At 47.4% G+C, this 15,193-nt stretch carries 13 protein-coding genes; 5 read left to right on the forward strand and 8 right to left on the reverse strand.

All coding sequences use genetic code 11. The annotated features are described in order from the left end of the window. The first annotated feature begins 220 nt into the window (after positions 1-220). The 3 genes from AC5I6P_RS29355 to AC5I6P_RS29365 all read left to right on the forward strand — a co-directional run bounded on the left by AC5I6P_RS29355 (position 221) and on the right by AC5I6P_RS29365 (position 3,480). The gene (locus AC5I6P_RS29355) at positions 221-1,327 is read left to right on the forward strand and encodes a type IV pilus twitching motility protein PilT (RefSeq protein ID WP_495697324.1); all 1,107 of its coding nucleotides are present in this window, start codon (positions 221-223) and stop codon (positions 1,325-1,327) included. Positions 1,328-1,529: 202 nt separating this feature from the next. After that, positions 1,530-2,747: a type II secretion system F family protein gene (locus AC5I6P_RS29360; protein ID WP_495697325.1), complete on the forward strand. Its 1,218-nt coding sequence runs from the start codon at positions 1,530-1,532 to the stop codon at positions 2,745-2,747. Positions 2,748-2,907: 160 nt separating this feature from the next. Beyond that, entirely contained in the window at positions 2,908-3,480 is a 573-nt protein-coding gene (locus tag AC5I6P_RS29365; RefSeq protein WP_495697326.1) for a hypothetical protein, read from the forward strand. A gap of 196 nt (positions 3,481-3,676) precedes the next feature. Here the strand turns inward: AC5I6P_RS29365 and AC5I6P_RS29370 are convergent, their stop codons facing one another. Genes AC5I6P_RS29370 through AC5I6P_RS29380 form a run of 3 tightly spaced genes read right to left on the reverse strand, consistent with a single transcriptional unit; the run spans position 3,677 to position 4,782 of the window. Next, complete coding sequence (locus AC5I6P_RS29370) at positions 3,677-4,144, reverse strand: ferredoxin (protein ID WP_495697327.1); 468 nt, start codon at positions 4,142-4,144, stop codon at positions 3,677-3,679. Continuing rightward, complete coding sequence (locus tag AC5I6P_RS29375) at positions 4,144-4,530, reverse strand: DUF1257 domain-containing protein (RefSeq protein ID WP_495697328.1); 387 nt, start codon at positions 4,528-4,530, stop codon at positions 4,144-4,146. The genes AC5I6P_RS29370 and AC5I6P_RS29375 overlap by 1 nt, the downstream gene beginning before the upstream one ends. Positions 4,531-4,569: 39 nt before the next feature. Then, positions 4,570-4,782, reverse strand: coding sequence for a DUF2997 domain-containing protein (locus AC5I6P_RS29380; protein WP_495697329.1), 213 nt, complete (start codon positions 4,780-4,782; stop codon positions 4,570-4,572). Between the two features lie 728 nt (positions 4,783-5,510). On the opposite strand from AC5I6P_RS29380, the gene AC5I6P_RS29385 reads away from it, so the two are divergent. Next, a complete protein-coding gene (locus AC5I6P_RS29385; RefSeq protein ID WP_495697330.1) occupies positions 5,511-7,388 on the forward strand; it encodes a protein kinase domain-containing protein in 1,878 nt (625 codons plus the stop codon). A 136-nt stretch (positions 7,389-7,524) separates the two neighbouring features. On the opposite strand, the gene AC5I6P_RS29390 is transcribed toward AC5I6P_RS29385, so the two are convergent. The 5 genes from AC5I6P_RS29390 to AC5I6P_RS29410 form a co-directional block, all read right to left on the reverse strand. Further along, on the reverse strand, positions 7,525-8,937 hold the full coding sequence (locus AC5I6P_RS29390) for a DUF4335 domain-containing protein (protein WP_495697331.1): 1,413 nt from the start codon (positions 8,935-8,937) through the stop codon (positions 7,525-7,527). A gap of 79 nt (positions 8,938-9,016) precedes the next feature. Beyond that, entirely contained in the window at positions 9,017-9,610 is a 594-nt protein-coding gene (locus tag AC5I6P_RS29395; protein ID WP_495697332.1) for a DUF3038 domain-containing protein, read from the reverse strand. 171 nt (positions 9,611-9,781) lie between these two features. Continuing rightward, complete coding sequence (locus AC5I6P_RS29400) at positions 9,782-10,495, reverse strand: diacylglycerol/polyprenol kinase family protein (RefSeq protein ID WP_495697333.1); 714 nt, start codon at positions 10,493-10,495, stop codon at positions 9,782-9,784. 327 nt (positions 10,496-10,822) lie between these two features. Then, a complete protein-coding gene (locus AC5I6P_RS29405; RefSeq protein WP_495697334.1) occupies positions 10,823-12,427 on the reverse strand; it encodes an ABC transporter substrate-binding protein in 1,605 nt (534 codons plus the stop codon). A gap of 266 nt (positions 12,428-12,693) precedes the next feature. Beyond that, a complete protein-coding gene (locus tag AC5I6P_RS29410; RefSeq protein ID WP_495697335.1) occupies positions 12,694-13,626 on the reverse strand; it encodes an SH3 domain-containing protein in 933 nt (310 codons plus the stop codon). 392 nt (positions 13,627-14,018) lie between these two features. Here AC5I6P_RS29410 and AC5I6P_RS29415 point away from each other — a divergent pair, with 392 nt between their 5' ends. Next, positions 14,019-15,158: an anhydro-N-acetylmuramic acid kinase gene (locus AC5I6P_RS29415; protein ID WP_495697336.1), complete on the forward strand. Its 1,140-nt coding sequence runs from the start codon at positions 14,019-14,021 to the stop codon at positions 15,156-15,158. Positions 15,159-15,193 lie beyond the last annotated feature (35 nt).

The following is a 15,193-nucleotide window of genomic DNA, read 5'->3' on the forward strand; positions in this document are numbered from 1 at the left end:
CTCACTCAGCAACCTCCTGTTTTGAGAGTCTGTAGAGCGATCCTTTGGAGCTTACGGAGCGATCCTTTGGAGCTTGCGGAGCGATCGCTGGGCAGACTAGGTTCCGAAGTGGCAACTTTCACATTGCAATGCTTTCAGATTGCACTCTGCGCTAATCGCCCAATTCTTCCAAGCAAATTTTTCTAAGCCCTATTTTCTAAGCACTAACGGAGTGAGCCGCATGGAATTGATGATTGAAGATTTGATGGAGCAACTCATTGAGATGGGTGGCTCTGACCTACACCTGACAGCTGGATTGCCGCCCTATTTCCGAATTAGCGGACATCTTAAGCCGATCAATGACCAAGCACTGAGTGCTGAAGAATGTCAGCGGCTCATTTTCAGTATGCTAAACAACACGCAGCGTAAAAACTTAGAGCAAAACTGGGAGCTTGACTGTTCTTACGGCGTCCGAGGATTAGCCCGCTTTCGGGTCAATGTGTACAAAGACCGGGGAACCTACGCCGCCTGTTTACGCGCACTCAGTTCTAAGATTCCTAATTTTGAGAAGTTGGGATTGCCCGATGTCGTGCGGGAAATGGCAGAAAAACCGAGAGGCTTAATTCTGGTTACAGGTCCTACAGGATCTGGAAAAACAACCACTTTAGCGGCAATGATTGACCTGATTAACCGCACCCGTGCAGAGCATATTCTGACTGTTGAAGATCCGATCGAGTTTGTGTATGAACCGATCAAAAGTTTAGTTCACCAGCGCCAGTTGGGAGAAGATACGAAGAGCTTTGCAAATGCTCTGAAAGCGGCTCTGCGGGAAGACCCAGATATTATTCTTGTGGGTGAAATGCGTGACCTAGAAACAATTTCTCTCGCGATTTCTGCGGCTGAGACAGGCCACTTAGTATTTGGAACGTTGCACACCAGTTCTGCGGCTCAAACCGTTGACCGGATGATCGACGTATTTCCGTCTGAACGTCAAACTCAAGTTCGAGTACAGCTTTCTAACTCGCTCGTTGCGGTATTTAGCCAAACGTTGGTTCCGAAGAAAAATCCGAAACCAGGAGAGTACGGTCGAGTGATGGCACAAGAAATGATGATTGTTACGCCTGCAATCTCTAACCTCATTCGAGAAGGCAAAACGGCACAAGTCTACTCTGCGATTCAGACGGGCGGGAAGTTAGGAATGCAGACGTTAGAAAAAGTGTTGGCAGATTTCTACAAGGCTGGAACTATCAGCTTTGAGGCAGCGATGTCTAAAACGTCTCGCCCTGACGAACTCCAACGTCTGATTGGAGGAGCTCCAGCCACTGCTAATGCGGGCGTTAAACGTTAACTCAGATGAAGGATCGGCTTCTAATTAAAGTGTCACTACTCAACGGAAGCCAATTCTCTTCTCACTCTAGGTATTAAAAATTGCTTTCGTACCAAAATTTTAATTTTGATCTATTCCTTTGCTATAAGAAAAGGTTTTCCGAAGTAGCGATCGCTACTTAAACATCTTGCTTTCCGTTTCATTCTTCATTCAGAGCTAGACTATGCCTACTTACGTTGCCCGTGTTCGAGATGCCAAAGGAAACGCCAGAAAAGAAAAAGTGACGGCCGAGTCATTAGGAGATGCAAGAACAGCTCTGCGGGATCAGGGTCTTTTTGTGCAGGAGCTTCAAGAAAATAAAGGATCTGGTCTAGATCTGAAGAAATTTCAGACTTCGATGGTCAAAGTTTCTGTAAAAGATAAAGCCGTTTTCTCGCGTCAGTTTGCAGTATTGGTCAATGCGGGTGTGGCGATGGTGCGAGGATTGGGCGTTCTGTCTGAGCAGTGTACCAATCCTAAACTAAAAGCGGCGCTGATGGAGATCAGTAGTGATGTTCAGCAAGGAACCAATCTATCTGATGCCATGAGAAAGCACCCCCAATGCTTCGATGGTCTGTATGTCAGCATGGTTCAAGCGGGTGAAACGGGGGGTGTACTGGATGAAGTACTGAACCGACTGGCCAAACTACTTGAGGATGTAGCACGGTTACAGAACCAAATTAAGTCAGCAATGACCTATCCCGTGGTAGTTGGGTCGCTGGCGCTGATTATTTTTCTAGCCATGACGATCTTCTTGATTCCTATTTTCGCCGGGATTTTTAAGCAAATTGGAACGGATTTGCCTGCTTTCACTCAAGCGATGCTGAACATCAGCGAGTTCTTGCGGAGTCCAAAAGCCGTCATTATCGTAATTCTGGTTCCGATCGTCATGTTTGTCTACAAGCGCTACTACAGCACTCGAGTGGGGCGCGAAACAATGGATCGCTTTTTCTTAAAAATGCCACTCTTCGGCGATTTGATTCAAAAAACTGCAACCGCTCGTTTTTGCCGCACCTTTGGCGCATTAACTCGCTCTGGTGTGCCAATTTTGACGTGTTTAGAAATTGTGCGCGATACGGCTGGAAACCAGGTTGTGTCCAATGCGATCGATGAGGCACGTCGAGAGATTCAAACAGGTGGCATGATCAGCATTGCACTCCAGAAAGAGCAAGTCTTTCCAATGATGGCGATCCAAATGATCAGCATTGGGGAGGAAACAGGAGAAATCGATAAGATGCTGATGAAAGTGGCCGACTTTTATGAAGATGAAGTGGAGCAGGCGGTCAAAGCACTAACAAGCATCATGGAACCGATCATGATTTTGGTCATTGGAATTATGGTAGGTAGCATCCTGCTTGCGATGTATCTGCCGATGTTCAAGGTGTTTGAGAAGCTCGGCTAAGTTAGCGTACTAGTCAAGATGCCACTAAAGTAGTATCTCAATTCTTGCCATTCTCACTAGAGTCAGAAGCACAACGAAGCTAAGACGAGCTTACGCCCTAGTGCTTCTGACTATTTGTATTAAGGGTATTAAGGTTCTAAATCTCAGATTGGGTTGAAAAATGACCACTCAAAAAATTCACTACGAGGAACTACTTGCAACGTACAGCCAAGCCCTAGCTGCGATCGCGCTCCTCAAACACTACCGGACTTACTTGGAAATGTTGCCGAGTATGCGTCGTCCAGAAGAAAGCGTGATCACGATTCCTTTACCGATCGCTCGGATTCGCCATCCAACGGGGTCAGGAAATGGAATGGCCTCTGCAGAATCTACACTGCTGCCCTGTGAACTCGCAATTTTAATGTGTGATCCGGAATGGAAAATTAAAACCGGAAAAGAAATCTTTATTTTCATTCATCGTCCTGACGAGGACTTCTCAGAGTTCCTAGGACGATGGCGACACACGCAAGTTTTGTTGGGCAAGGACTACGAGTGGGTTCTGCCACCGCGCTATCAGCACATTCTAAATGAAGGCGCAGACAAAATTTATCCTCTATTTGTGGTGCTCGAAGAGACACCAGAGCGCATCTTACGGGGACTGAAAGGAGCGCACTTACCATTCGTGGTACACGCTTCGGTAGCAGATAATCAGCCTTCATTAGAACAAGATGTCTCTGTAGAAACGAAGGAATGATGGGTAGTGATGTAGACCTGCGGTTGAACCTGTAGTTATGGAATCGCATCGTCCTTGTCAAAAAGACACGCTCAATGGCGTCTTTACAATACGGCGTGGAAGCTATAGGTCTGCACCACTATCGAATATTGCAATAAAAAAGCTTCAGCAAATAACCTCTGCTGAAGCCTTTCGAAATAAAATTAAACGATTAGTTTTATTGCCTCCGCTTAGGTGCTAACTTCTGTCGTCGTCGATTAGTGGCAATCATTGCCTGCTCAATCGGAAAGCCAACAACGGGCATAACCTGGTACTTGCGATCGTCTTCTAGCTGCTTGAGCTTTGTGTACTCAATCCAGTGAATACAATCAACAGGACAAGTATCGATCGCCTCCTGAATCAATTCTTCAGAATCGCTGTCTTGACTGATTACACGAGAACGCCCGTAGTCTGGCTCGATATAAAAGGTGTTTCGAGCAACGTGGGCGCAGTGCTTGCAGCCAATACAGACCACTTCATCAACGTAAACGCCCTTTTGCCTTAAAACACCTCCCAACTCAGGCTCCAAACCAGAGCGATCTTGAGCGTCTCTTAAGAAGCCGCCCAGCTCTGGCTCCAAGCCCGTGCGATCGGAGTCAGAATTCGGCTCATCTGCAGAGTCGTACTGTCGGGAGGGGTCAAGCATTATGCACTCCAGCGTTGCAGGACTAAACGAATTGATCCATCTTGATTGGTCTTTTGCTCAGCAACCTGAAAGCCCTTGTGAGAACCTTCATTGACGATCGTGTGGTAAGCATAGCGCTGGGTAACTTTGCTGAGAAAACGATCAACCGAGCTGCTTTGCTTCCAAAATTGCAAATCGGCGACCAACTCATACTCATGACCATTCCAGACAAATCCAACATCATAGCCGTTGTCTTGTTCAACAACGACTTCGGCAGTCTGGGTCTGTCCGCGATAACCTCGAACATCGCGAGGACCGGCTTTCCAATCTACGCCTAGATCGTCTAGGGCAGCTTTTAAAGAAGGAAGATTCCGAATTTGGGTTTTAATTTGGCTAAAGTGTGACATGGCAATCGCTACGAAGTTTAACTGCAATCGATCAAAAAACTACCAATTGCTAAAAGTGGCTTGAGTGTTAACGGTTTCAGACTGCTGCACCGGTTGTTGAGCAAAGTATTCAGACGTTGGTTCTTGAGCAATGACTCGACCAAGTTGTGCCTCGATCGCCGCTGTCACCTCTTCGCAAGAGGCTCCAACAATGCCAGTTACTTTCTCCTGAACCCGACCATCTGGATAAATCACAAACTCTAACGTTTCCATGCTGGTTGCCTAAGATTACCTGTTTCTAAAAAACAACAACAGAAACCGGATCGAAGAAAAACGAGCAAGGACTCATTCAGAGTACTGTTCATTTCTCATGAAGCAATCCAGCTATATCTATTCAAAGCGTCACAGAACTTAGTAATTGATAGGAGTGCGTTCCGACTAACTGTCAGTTTCGCTTAACTTTAAAGGTGAGTCAAGATGGCAGTCCAACCGAAATCTGTTTACATAAATTTGTAGTTTTTTACCTTTCGCTATTCTTCTGTCTGGGGAGTGAGATGCAGTAATACACGAGCAGCCAGTAATTTAGATAGGAAAGCAATTTAAATTTACGCGCTCGACCTTCTATTTCCTAGTTCTTAAGTCGAGACACAAATTCAAATTTAGTCTTCTGAAAAGCGGTAATTCATAGGAGGTAATTCATAGGAGTTAGATGCTCTCGAAACTGAGCAATACAGAAACTCTAGTAAACAACTTTTTTCTCAGTAGATTTAGCTAATTTTTGTATGTTAATTTTTGTGAAACAACAACTACTTAGGACAAAATCCATTGAGTGTGATCGTTGTCACATGTTCTAAGAGACTTACATCACAAGAGTTTTGAGTGTCTAGCTTTTTTTAATTGAGGGGTCAAGCCCCATAGGGCTAACCCGTATCTTTAAGTAACAATAATTACAGTGATTCATTGATTAGTTGTTACTGCTCTCCGAAGCTATGCGACCCGAAATGGTGACTTCAATTCCGACAGGAACGCTCCTTAGACAGCGCTACTTGATCAAGCAAGTTTTAGGACAGGGTGGATTTGGTCGAACTTACCTTGCGATCGATCAAGAGCGATTTAACGAGCTGTGCGTTTTGAAGGAATTTACGGTTCCCTACCATGATGATGCTCTCATTGACAAAGCCAAAATCCTGTTTCAGCGTGAAGCAAGCACCCTTCATCAGATTCAGCATGCTCAAATTCCTCGATTCTGGGCTGCGTTTGAGCATGAGCAACGGCTTTTCTTGGCACAAGATTTTGTGAAAGGGCAGACCTATCGCACCTTGCTGCAAGGACGGAAACAACGCGGTCAAACCTTTTCGGAGACAGAAATTCTTTACCTGCTTAAACACCTGCTGCCAGTACTGAGTTATTTGCACAACTTCGGGATCATTCACCGAGATATTTCGCCTGACAATATTATTCTCCAAATCTCTAACGACTCTTATGAGATTGGTGGTGCGGATACGTTTAACGCCAAGTTACCTGTTTTGATTGACTTTGGATCAGTCAAAGAAGCCGCAAGTCATTGGCCCATCATTTCCACAATCACGCGTGTAGGAAAAGTCGGATATGCCCCGCCGGAGCAGTTGCAAACGGGTAATGTTTCGCCTCACAGCGATATTTATGCTTTAGGAGCATCCTGTTTAGTGCTGCTGACAGGTCGGGAGCCGCAAAGTTTGCTTGACAGCCAAACGCTGACTTGGCAGTGGCAACCTTACACGCAAATGAGTGAGGGGTTAGCAACTGTGGTGCAGAAAATGTTGGCGCTGCATCCGGGCGATCGCTATCAGTCAGCAGAGGATGTTTGGGCAGACCTACAGCCTTGGATTGAAGGTGAAGTAAAGTCAACTCTACTTAGCCCTGCAATAGCATCCTCTGTTGACCGAGATATTGCCCCTGCTGCAAGAGATATCAGCGATTCAGCCCTCATTACGACCCTCAAGACGAAGCTGTTTATGGGTTCTACTCATCCCAACAGTGGATCTTCAGATCCGCCACATACCATGATTAAACGGTCAGAATCTCAAAAATTATCTCGCAAGAGAGGGCTTACGCCGGGACTCGCGATCGCAACGAGTCTACTCATTGCCACAGGAATTGGAGCGCATTTGTTTAAGGTGACTTCTCCCCGTGTAAGCGCTCAAGCGATTGGTGTGGAGGCTGGAAAGAATGGGGACGATTCTCGCCCACTCGTCAGCAATGGGCAGCCCAAAAAAATCGAATTTGAGCCCGGCGCAATTTCGTCCGTGGAGCAGGGAAATTTGCAAGACCGAAATATGCAGCCCTACTACATTGAAGCGGCTCAGGGGCAAATTATGACCGTTACGCTAGACGGAGCAGGAGTAGAGATGAATCTACTGCGGGCCAACGGGCAAGCAATCAATAGTTCCGCTTACCGAAGCCACAGTTGGACTGGACAATTGCCGGCTGATGAAGAGTACATCATTGAGGTGAATGGCTCAGGCGCGTATTCTATGGATGTTGCCATTACGCCAATCTCTAATTCTCCATACTCGGACACTCAATTGGTGAAGTTTGAGCGGGGCAAAGACTCTACAACGGTAACAGGAGACATTCGGGCGAACCGGATTCGGCGTTATTTGCTTGAAGCTAGGACTCGACAAGTGATGGCAGTCCGGGCATTAAAAGGGGGCATGGCGCGTGGCGCAGTTCCTTCAGAGTTGCGCTTCGCGGTGATTGCGCCGAATGGTCAGCGGATCGGTGGAAGCTCAACAGGTTCTCGCGATTGGCAAGGACGATTACCAATGGAAGGAAAATACGTGATTGAAGTCTCATCACCGAAAACGGAAAACTTTGCGCTGTCGTTGGAGGTGAATTAGAGTTGGGACTGCTTCAGTGAGCTTGGTCCAATCAGCTAGCCTAATATCAACTAGCCTAATTAAGTAGTCTAATTAAACAGGGATCGGCTGATATCGATCCCTGTTCTGCTGTTGATGCGGCGTGACTTAGAGACGTTTACTCAGCCAACGCTTGCACGGTGCCATTTGTTTTGAGAAGCAGCCGAACTTTCGTTTCTTGCCCATTGGGATTGGGCGTGGCGATGACTTCTCCAAGAGCAGGAATAGAAGCGCGATCGCGGTATAAAGTTGCATTTGGTCCGACTGGCTCAACTGCTCGCAGGGAGCCATCTGGTGCCAAGGTCAGAACGAACTGAATATCATCAGGCAATTCTTTAGGCGCTTGCCAACGAGACGTGAAGTAAGTTTTAAGTTCGTCAACTTGAGTTTTCGAGGTTTCAGGAGAAGCCTGTCTTGCAGCATCGCGGACACTCGGCAACTGAGGGCGATCGTTAGCGGCTCCAGCGCCTTGGATACTAGCAGCAGAACTGTTGCTGGGTTCTGAACCAAGGGGAAGCGGATCACCGTCCGGGTCTTTAGCAGTCGAGCGAGCCGCTGGAGGGGCTTTAGCTACCACTTGAGGCGCTTGAGCACCAGCTGCAGTTTGATCGGGAATCGGTGCAACTTGAACAGATCCTTCTGGAGCTTCTCGAACGGGAAGTTGAATTCCTGATTGTGCTCCTTCTGGTGCTTTCTGCTCAACTTTAAATTTCGGCAAATTTTCTGGAGCGGTTGGAGCTGAGGGCGAACTATTTTCTAGTGATGGTAAAGGAACGGTCGTGGTCGGTAGACTTGGCAGTGTAAGAGAAGAGGATGGCTGAGGACTACTTGGTAATGGCTCAATGGCTAAGCGCTGATCGGCACTGCTTGCACCTTGGCTGGAAGCCGTTTGGGGATCAGGCTGTCGATCGAGCAATCGGACGGCAGTAGTCGTCAACCCGATCGCGACAAGCGATACGGCGGCAATCTTGCCCCAAGCGGGAGAAGTGCTTGCCCAACTGGGTCTATTTAAGGTGGGAATAGCCGTTACGTCCGCAGCGTATTCATCAAGTGCGGTTGCTAAATCGGCAAGTTGAACAGCACTCAGTTGAATGGTGGAACCTGACTCGTCGGTGGCAAGGCTACCTAAGTGTAGTTCGTGAGATAACATGCCTCTGGGTTCGAGGTAGATGCCTGCGGGATTGCTCTGAGCTTCAAAAGGCTGCCCAGTTGGCCCAACAAAGCTTTGGGGAGCGGCAACTGCACCATTGCTCGAGCTTTCGCGCTGTGTGATGAAGTTAGAGGACTGATGCAAGAATCTTTGAACATAGCTGGTTACTGCATCGCATAGGGCTTGAAGCTGGTTGCGATCGCCCCGGACGGCAACCCATCGATCTTCACTAACTCGAGGATCGTCAAAGCTGAGTTTGAAGCGGACATTCTTCAGCGCAGACTGCCCCATCCAACGAGAGAGGGGAGAATTGTTGGCTGCGATCTCTAGAGTGCAGGTGGGCGGCGTATACCGTCTTAAAACTGAGGTTGCAGAGGACATGGGTTCACTGTTGAATGCGGCAAAAAGAGCAGTTAGGGAAGCATGAGGAAATTGGAGCAGACGAGAGCAAGCTGCTCTGCTAAGCTCCGAGCGATCGCTCTAGCAAAGTTAACCAGAGACGCCGGACTCCATGATTGCTTCCGTAAAACAATAAATCAATTAGCAGCTTTAGCGCTAAGTTTGTGAGCGATTCAGTCGGAATAATTTCGCCATCTTCCATACGGTCTTGGTAGGTGTTGTGGAAGGCATCTAAATAGTTTCCCAGCAGAGCGGCTTGGTGAGGCTCGCGGTTTTGTTCTGTCATCTGTTCTAAAAGCGCGACGGCTCGACGAATGAGTTCGTTGTGCTGTTTGGCAAGATGGCAAATGATCAGGGTCAAGGCGCGTGCTTCGTCTACATCTAACTTTTTGCGTCCGCCTTGCCCCTTTCTCAGTGGACTCGATTGACGCAAGCGCCACAACGCCACGCGATCACTGATCATGGATTCAAGTTTAAGATCGGTTGCGGCTTGAAGCATGGCTTCGGAACTGATGCCTGCGATCGCTTCAAGTGCCAGCAAAATCAGATCCAATTGAGCTTTGATGTTATCTAGCTGCTTGGAATCGGGCTGAATTGGAAGCGTAAGTTCCTCTAGGGAAGAGGAAGAGCTAGAGGGCTGCACGGTAGAGGTCATAGTTTCAGAGTAGAAGACAGTCGGGGTGAATGTCCGGCGGTTACAAGTCTTGAAACAAAAGACTTGGCAGAAATTACGAAAGTTTCTGGTTGAAGGTTTTTATCAGTCTAGCGGTAGTGGTGCGATTGATCAGTCATCCAATGGACAGAAGACAACTATTTTTCTACTTCGTCAGCTAAATAAAAACTGGCTCAAAAAGAAGCCAACAGCAGCACTACCAATGGGTACAGTCAGATTGTCAATGCCAAATTTGGAGAAGGCTTCTAAGGTTGCAGCTACGATCGCGATCGCGAACGAGATCAACCACGCTTGCCAAAGATTTCCTTGGGTTGCAATCAAGATAATAAGGCTCACTAGGAAACTAATAGCTGCCATCGTGAGCGAGCCTTCCCAGCTTTTCTTCATGTCCCATAGCCAATAGGGATGGCGTCCAAAGCGCTGCCCAACTAGTGCGGCGAAACCATCTCCCCAGGTCATTACTAAGATTCCAAGCGCGGCAAATTGAGGCAGGTTTAATGTCCAAAACCAGGCGACTAAGACGCCAATGCTCACCGCATAGAAAAATGTCCCCAAACTCTTGCGACCGACACCGTTGATGCTAGGCAAAATGGGCACATAGTACGATAACAGTGCGATCGCGCTAAAGAAAACTGAGGCGACAACGCCAACCCACATCGGAATTTTGAGTAGCCACGCAAATAGAATGACGTTTCCGGTTCCGATGTGAACCACTTTACGAACAATTTCTGTACCCGCTTGAGTGTAGCGGTTTACGCCTTCTGCCAGTAAGCCAATGAGGAGTAGCCAGAGGGCTACGATCGCAGCATTCATCAGCACGCTTGGAGCCGTAGATGCGATCGGGTACTGAGTCAGTGAAGTGAGCAAGCTTGACCAGAAAATCACAGTCGAAACAATGGAAAGAGCATTTTAAAGAAGCTTTCTCTCTACACTTTATCGGGTTTCGCTCTGTTGCATCTATTACGGTTTCTTAGCATTTTGTTTTTGAGGGAAAAGAGACACAAGCTGGTTGTAAAGCAGCTAGGAATCGGCACTAACCAGCCTGAAGTTGATGCCAATTCTACCGAAGATCAAATTTTCAAGTCTTTAGATGGATGGTGAAACTAAAGAGCGTGAATAGCTGTTGAGCGATCGCGAAATTTTACCTTGAATAGCGCTTAACTTCCCTAATCTTTTTGATGTCAGCTTATACTACTAAGCTTTCTTCATGACCGAGAATGGAACCTTTTGCGTAACTTCTAGCGTTGCTCCTTGTATATTTTTTTGCACAAACAAGTAATCTTTGTTTTGCCACAGTGGAATGAACGGAACGTCCTGCATCAAGATTGTTTGCAGTTCAGCAAATAGTTTGTTACGGACTTCCGGGTTTTGTTCTTGACGGCTCTGATCGATTAGAGTATTGACGCGATCGCTGTAGTAATACGACCCTTGAGACGCGCTGGCTCCCTCTTCACAGCCTGCCTTCGATCCTTTGGTACACTCCATAAACGGTTGAATATAGTTATCAGAATCGAGAAAATCAGGTGTCCAATCCAGCAGGAACATCGGATACGCACCAGTATCAAGATTTTTGTAGGCTGTAGTTGATTCGACGCTTTTGAGATCAAACTGCATCCATCGACCTAGTCTTTTCTGCGCGATCGCTTTCAAGGTCAGGGCAGCTAACTGATCGGTGACAACATTAGAACGATACCAAAACTCTACTTTTAACGGATTCGCTTCCGAATATCCTGCTTTTGTGAGCCATGCCTTTGCCCGTTCAATATTCGCATCTCCCTCGGTTTGAAACACAGGTTTTTGTTCCTTCAAGGTAGCAGGAATCAAGCTATATAGCGGCTTAATCTGTCCTTGAAACACGCGATCCTGCAACAACGATCGATCCATGACTGCCGCGATCGCTTGCCTTACCTCTACTTTATTCAACGGCTCAGACTTGAGATTAATCGTCAAATAGTTAATACCACTGCCCGACTGCTCAATGACGTTCCAGCCTGACTGAGCCGCTTTTTCTTGCAAACTGCGAATTTGATCGAGTGCCATCCCTTGATACGCGACATCGATCGCTCCGGTTCGGAACGCGTTGAACAAGTTTGCAGGGCTAGAGAAAAACTGGACATTGACCCCCCGATTGGCTGGCTTTTCTCCCCAATATTGGTCAAACGCATCAAGACGCAGCGAATCGGTTCCATACTTTACCAATTTGTAAGGACCTGTCCCCACAAACCCATCTGGCTTAAAGTCTCCTGACTTAATTTGGTAAGCGTTAGGCGAAACGGCACATGCTCCTGAAAACGCTAATAGAGATGGAAACGCCGCAAATGGTTTTTTTAATTTGATCGTGAGTTGATCGGCTCCAGTAGCCGCGATCGAATCTACAGCGTCTGATAGTAAAAATGCAGGGGAACCCCCGTTTTGAATAAATCGTTGAAGCGAAAACTCCATCGCTTTTGCATTAAATAGAGTGCCGTCATGAAACACAACTCCTTTCCGTAAGGCAATCGTGTACGTCAATCCATCGGCGCTGACCTTGGGCAAGGCTGTCGCAAGCTGAGGCTGCAATTCGCTTGTGCCCAGTTTGTAGCCATACAGTCGATCGCCCAAGTTGTAAAGCAAGTTACCTGCAAAAATGCTGTAAGCATCCGCCGGATCAATTGTGCTAATTGTTGCTGTTGTGCCGACCGTGAGGCGACTCGTTTCGGTTGTGGAGGCGTCGGGAGTTGAGCGGGCGCAACTAATGGCGACAAAACAGCACAAGCAGAACAACAAGACGGGCTTCAACAGCGATTTCCAAGCGTTCATAGACGGTGATCGACACGGTACAGATAGTTTATACTAGCGCCATATATCCTTAAGAGTTTATGTAGCTCATTGCGTATAGCTTAGTGCGATCGAGACTCAATCAAAACCCACACCAAACTGTTTCGTTGGCAACGGATTTGATAGCGAATGTAGCGGTTGAACGAGCCCGTTACAGAAGCTGCTGCCAGTGCGTAAGCCCTGTTGATAGCTTTCTAAAACGCGATTCCCTTTTGTGCTGCTAAGTTAATGCCTGAAGCCAGTTGAGGCTAGGACTTAATATCAATGGAGACAAAATCTCCTCGCACCCACCCTGTTGCACCCGATTTGGGAAATTTCACTTGATACCAATACGCCTTGTCTTGTCCGGTGCGGCGAGTCAGTAATGCTACTTCATCGCCCGCATATCCAATATGGCGAATCTTTGCGGTTGTACTAGCTTCAGTTCGGATATTAATCGGAGTGTTATAGTCTTGGCTAGTTGTGAGCGTACCCACACCCCCTGCAAACGGCTCAACGTTTGGTGAAGAGAATGCCTGTACAGAGTTCGCTAATGCTAATACATCCGGTTTGAGTCCGTTCTTAATGAACACGCTATACAGCACAGCGTTAGACTTCCAAGCAACAGAGGCTGTACAGTATGCACCACAGTGATTACTATATTGTGCTGGTGTTCCGTTAGCTAATGTGACTGGCTCAACTGTATTGCTTGGATTTTGGGTTTCATCAGAATTTCTTGAATTTTGAGCTTCATCAGAAATTAGCTCTATCTCTCCCCCTTGTTGAGCCGAAATGCCGCCGAAGCTACAAGCTATTGTCCCACGACAGTCTTTTGTGTAATCGAAGCTAACCTCATAGCGATCGCGGCTTGCCGTGCCGTTGAAATACATCTGACCCTCGGCAAGCACGGCACTCGGCAATAGAACCGGAATTTGCGTAATCTGCTGGAGTTTTGATGCCAATACTTCCGATTCAGTGGAATTCGATTGTGTAGTGTTTAGAGAGTTCTGATTTGTGCTGGCTGGAGATGCTTCAGCAGAATTCGATTGTGTGGTGTTTAAAGAATTTTGATTCGTGTCGGTTGAGGATGGTTTTGCGGAACTCGTTTGAGGTTGACTACAGCCTGTAATTTGAAGGGCGATCGCTAAACCAAATGTAAAGCATAATTTGGCGGGAAATGGGATTGGGAGTGACGTCTTCATAGGTTTATTTCTAATCCCATAGCTCAAGGATTAAGGTTGCGATTGTCATTGGCTGTTATGGCTTAATACAGAAAATAGCGGAGCAATTCCGGATGGGAATTCGCTGAAAACGCCTGGTCAACTACGGATAAGCTGATTCGCTAGCGATTGTATTCAAGAGATGATTAGCGATATATTGCCTAAGCGATCGCAGATGTTGCTAAAAAATATCGGATGACTCAAATTGTGATTCGAGAAAGCCAGTACCCATACAGAGCGTTATTTCTCTGGCGATCACTCAACAGTTTCTTCGACTGCTTAAAGACATCAATATTTGCATTATTTGGATAGAAAAAGAAGTCAAGAGATAGAGAGGATGGCATGATGAGACCAACCATTTTTTCTCTCGTTCTATGCGTGTAATTGGTTTAATTAGTGGAACGTCGGTTGATGGCATTGATGCGGCTCTCGTTGACATTTCTGGCTCTGGATTTGATCTACAAGCAGAGCTAATTGAGGGCGCTACGTATCCTTACCCTGAAGAGTTACAGCAATTGATCTTGAGCCTTGGCGGGGGCGCTGCGATCGCAATGCCCGAACTTGCTGAGCTTGACGATCGCATTGCCGATCAGTTTGCCCGAGCTGCGCTTGCCATTCAGAACAATCATGCCAAGGCTGACCTGATCGGTTCACACGGGCAAACCGTCTTTCATCGACCTCCTCGCAAGAGCAATGGGTTACAGCTTGGGTATACGGTGCAGCTTGGGCGGGGGGACGCGATCGCGCAGTTGACCCAAATTCCAACCGTCAGCAATTTTCGGGTTGCCGACATTGCCCTAGGCGGAGAAGGCGCACCCCTAGTTTCTCCGGTTGATGCTGCCTTGTTGCGACATCAGACCTACGATCGCTGTGTTCAAAACATTGGGGGTATTGGGAATCTCACTTATCTTCCGGCTAAAAATTCAGAGCGCTCAACCAAGATTCTCGGTTGGGATACTGGACCTGGAAATATGCTGCTCGATCTCGCGGTTCAGCATCTGTCGAACGGCGAAAAACCCTTTGATGACAATGGAGCCTGGGCAGCGACTGGAACGCCGAATCGAGCGCTTGTAGACCACTGGCTTGAGCAAGACTATTTTCAAGCCCCGCCGCCTAAATCGACTGGGCGAGAACACTTTGGACAAGCGTACTTAGCGCAATGCCTAGCCGATGCCTCTGAGCTAAACGCGGCGGATCTTTTAGCAACGCTGACTGACTTCACCGCTGCAACGATCGCGCACAGTTACCAAACCTTTCTGCCTCGCCTGCCCGATCAGGTTCTCCTATGTGGAGGCGGCAGCCGGAATGGTTATCTAAAACAGTGCTTTCAAGCTCGTCTGGAGCAATCTACGGTGATCACCACCGATGACGTGGGGCTAAGTGCCGACTTAAAAGAAGCGATCGCGTTTGCCGTGCTTGCCTACTGGCGATATCACACCTTCCCTGGTAATCTCCCGGAGGTGACGGGAGCAACTCGGTCTACCCTTTTAGGGGAAATTCACCACGTACCCTAAAACCCAAGCGTGATAGCATAGGCAGCCATTGAGGA

The sequence above is a fragment of the Myxacorys sp. genome (genome assembly GCF_059501405.1).

What these genes read in the sequence shown, in the direction of transcription:
- AC5I6P_RS29355 (WP_495697324.1), top strand. Translation starts at nt 221, where the DNA reads ATGGAATTGATGATTGAAGATTTGATGGAGCAACTCATTGAGATGGGT.
- AC5I6P_RS29360 (WP_495697325.1), top strand. Translation starts at nt 1,530, where the DNA reads ATGCCTACTTACGTTGCCCGTGTTCGAGATGCCAAAGGAAACGCCAGA.
- AC5I6P_RS29365 (WP_495697326.1), top strand. Translation starts at nt 2,908, where the DNA reads ATGACCACTCAAAAAATTCACTACGAGGAACTACTTGCAACGTACAGC.
- AC5I6P_RS29370 (WP_495697327.1), bottom strand. Translation starts at nt 4,144, where the DNA reads ATGCTTGACCCCTCCCGACAGTACGACTCTGCAGATGAGCCGAATTCT.
- AC5I6P_RS29375 (WP_495697328.1), bottom strand. Translation starts at nt 4,530, where the DNA reads ATGTCACACTTTAGCCAAATTAAAACCCAAATTCGGAATCTTCCTTCT.
- AC5I6P_RS29380 (WP_495697329.1), bottom strand. Translation starts at nt 4,782, where the DNA reads ATGGAAACGTTAGAGTTTGTGATTTATCCAGATGGTCGGGTTCAGGAG.
- AC5I6P_RS29385 (WP_495697330.1), top strand. Translation starts at nt 5,511, where the DNA reads ATGGTGACTTCAATTCCGACAGGAACGCTCCTTAGACAGCGCTACTTG.
- AC5I6P_RS29390 (WP_495697331.1), bottom strand. Translation starts at nt 8,937, where the DNA reads ATGTCCTCTGCAACCTCAGTTTTAAGACGGTATACGCCGCCCACCTGC.
- AC5I6P_RS29395 (WP_495697332.1), bottom strand. Translation starts at nt 9,610, where the DNA reads ATGACCTCTACCGTGCAGCCCTCTAGCTCTTCCTCTTCCCTAGAGGAA.
- AC5I6P_RS29405 (WP_495697334.1), bottom strand. Translation starts at nt 12,427, where the DNA reads ATGAACGCTTGGAAATCGCTGTTGAAGCCCGTCTTGTTGTTCTGCTTG.
- AC5I6P_RS29410 (WP_495697335.1), bottom strand. Translation starts at nt 13,626, where the DNA reads ATGAAGACGTCACTCCCAATCCCATTTCCCGCCAAATTATGCTTTACA.
- AC5I6P_RS29415 (WP_495697336.1), top strand. Translation starts at nt 14,019, where the DNA reads ATGCGTGTAATTGGTTTAATTAGTGGAACGTCGGTTGATGGCATTGAT.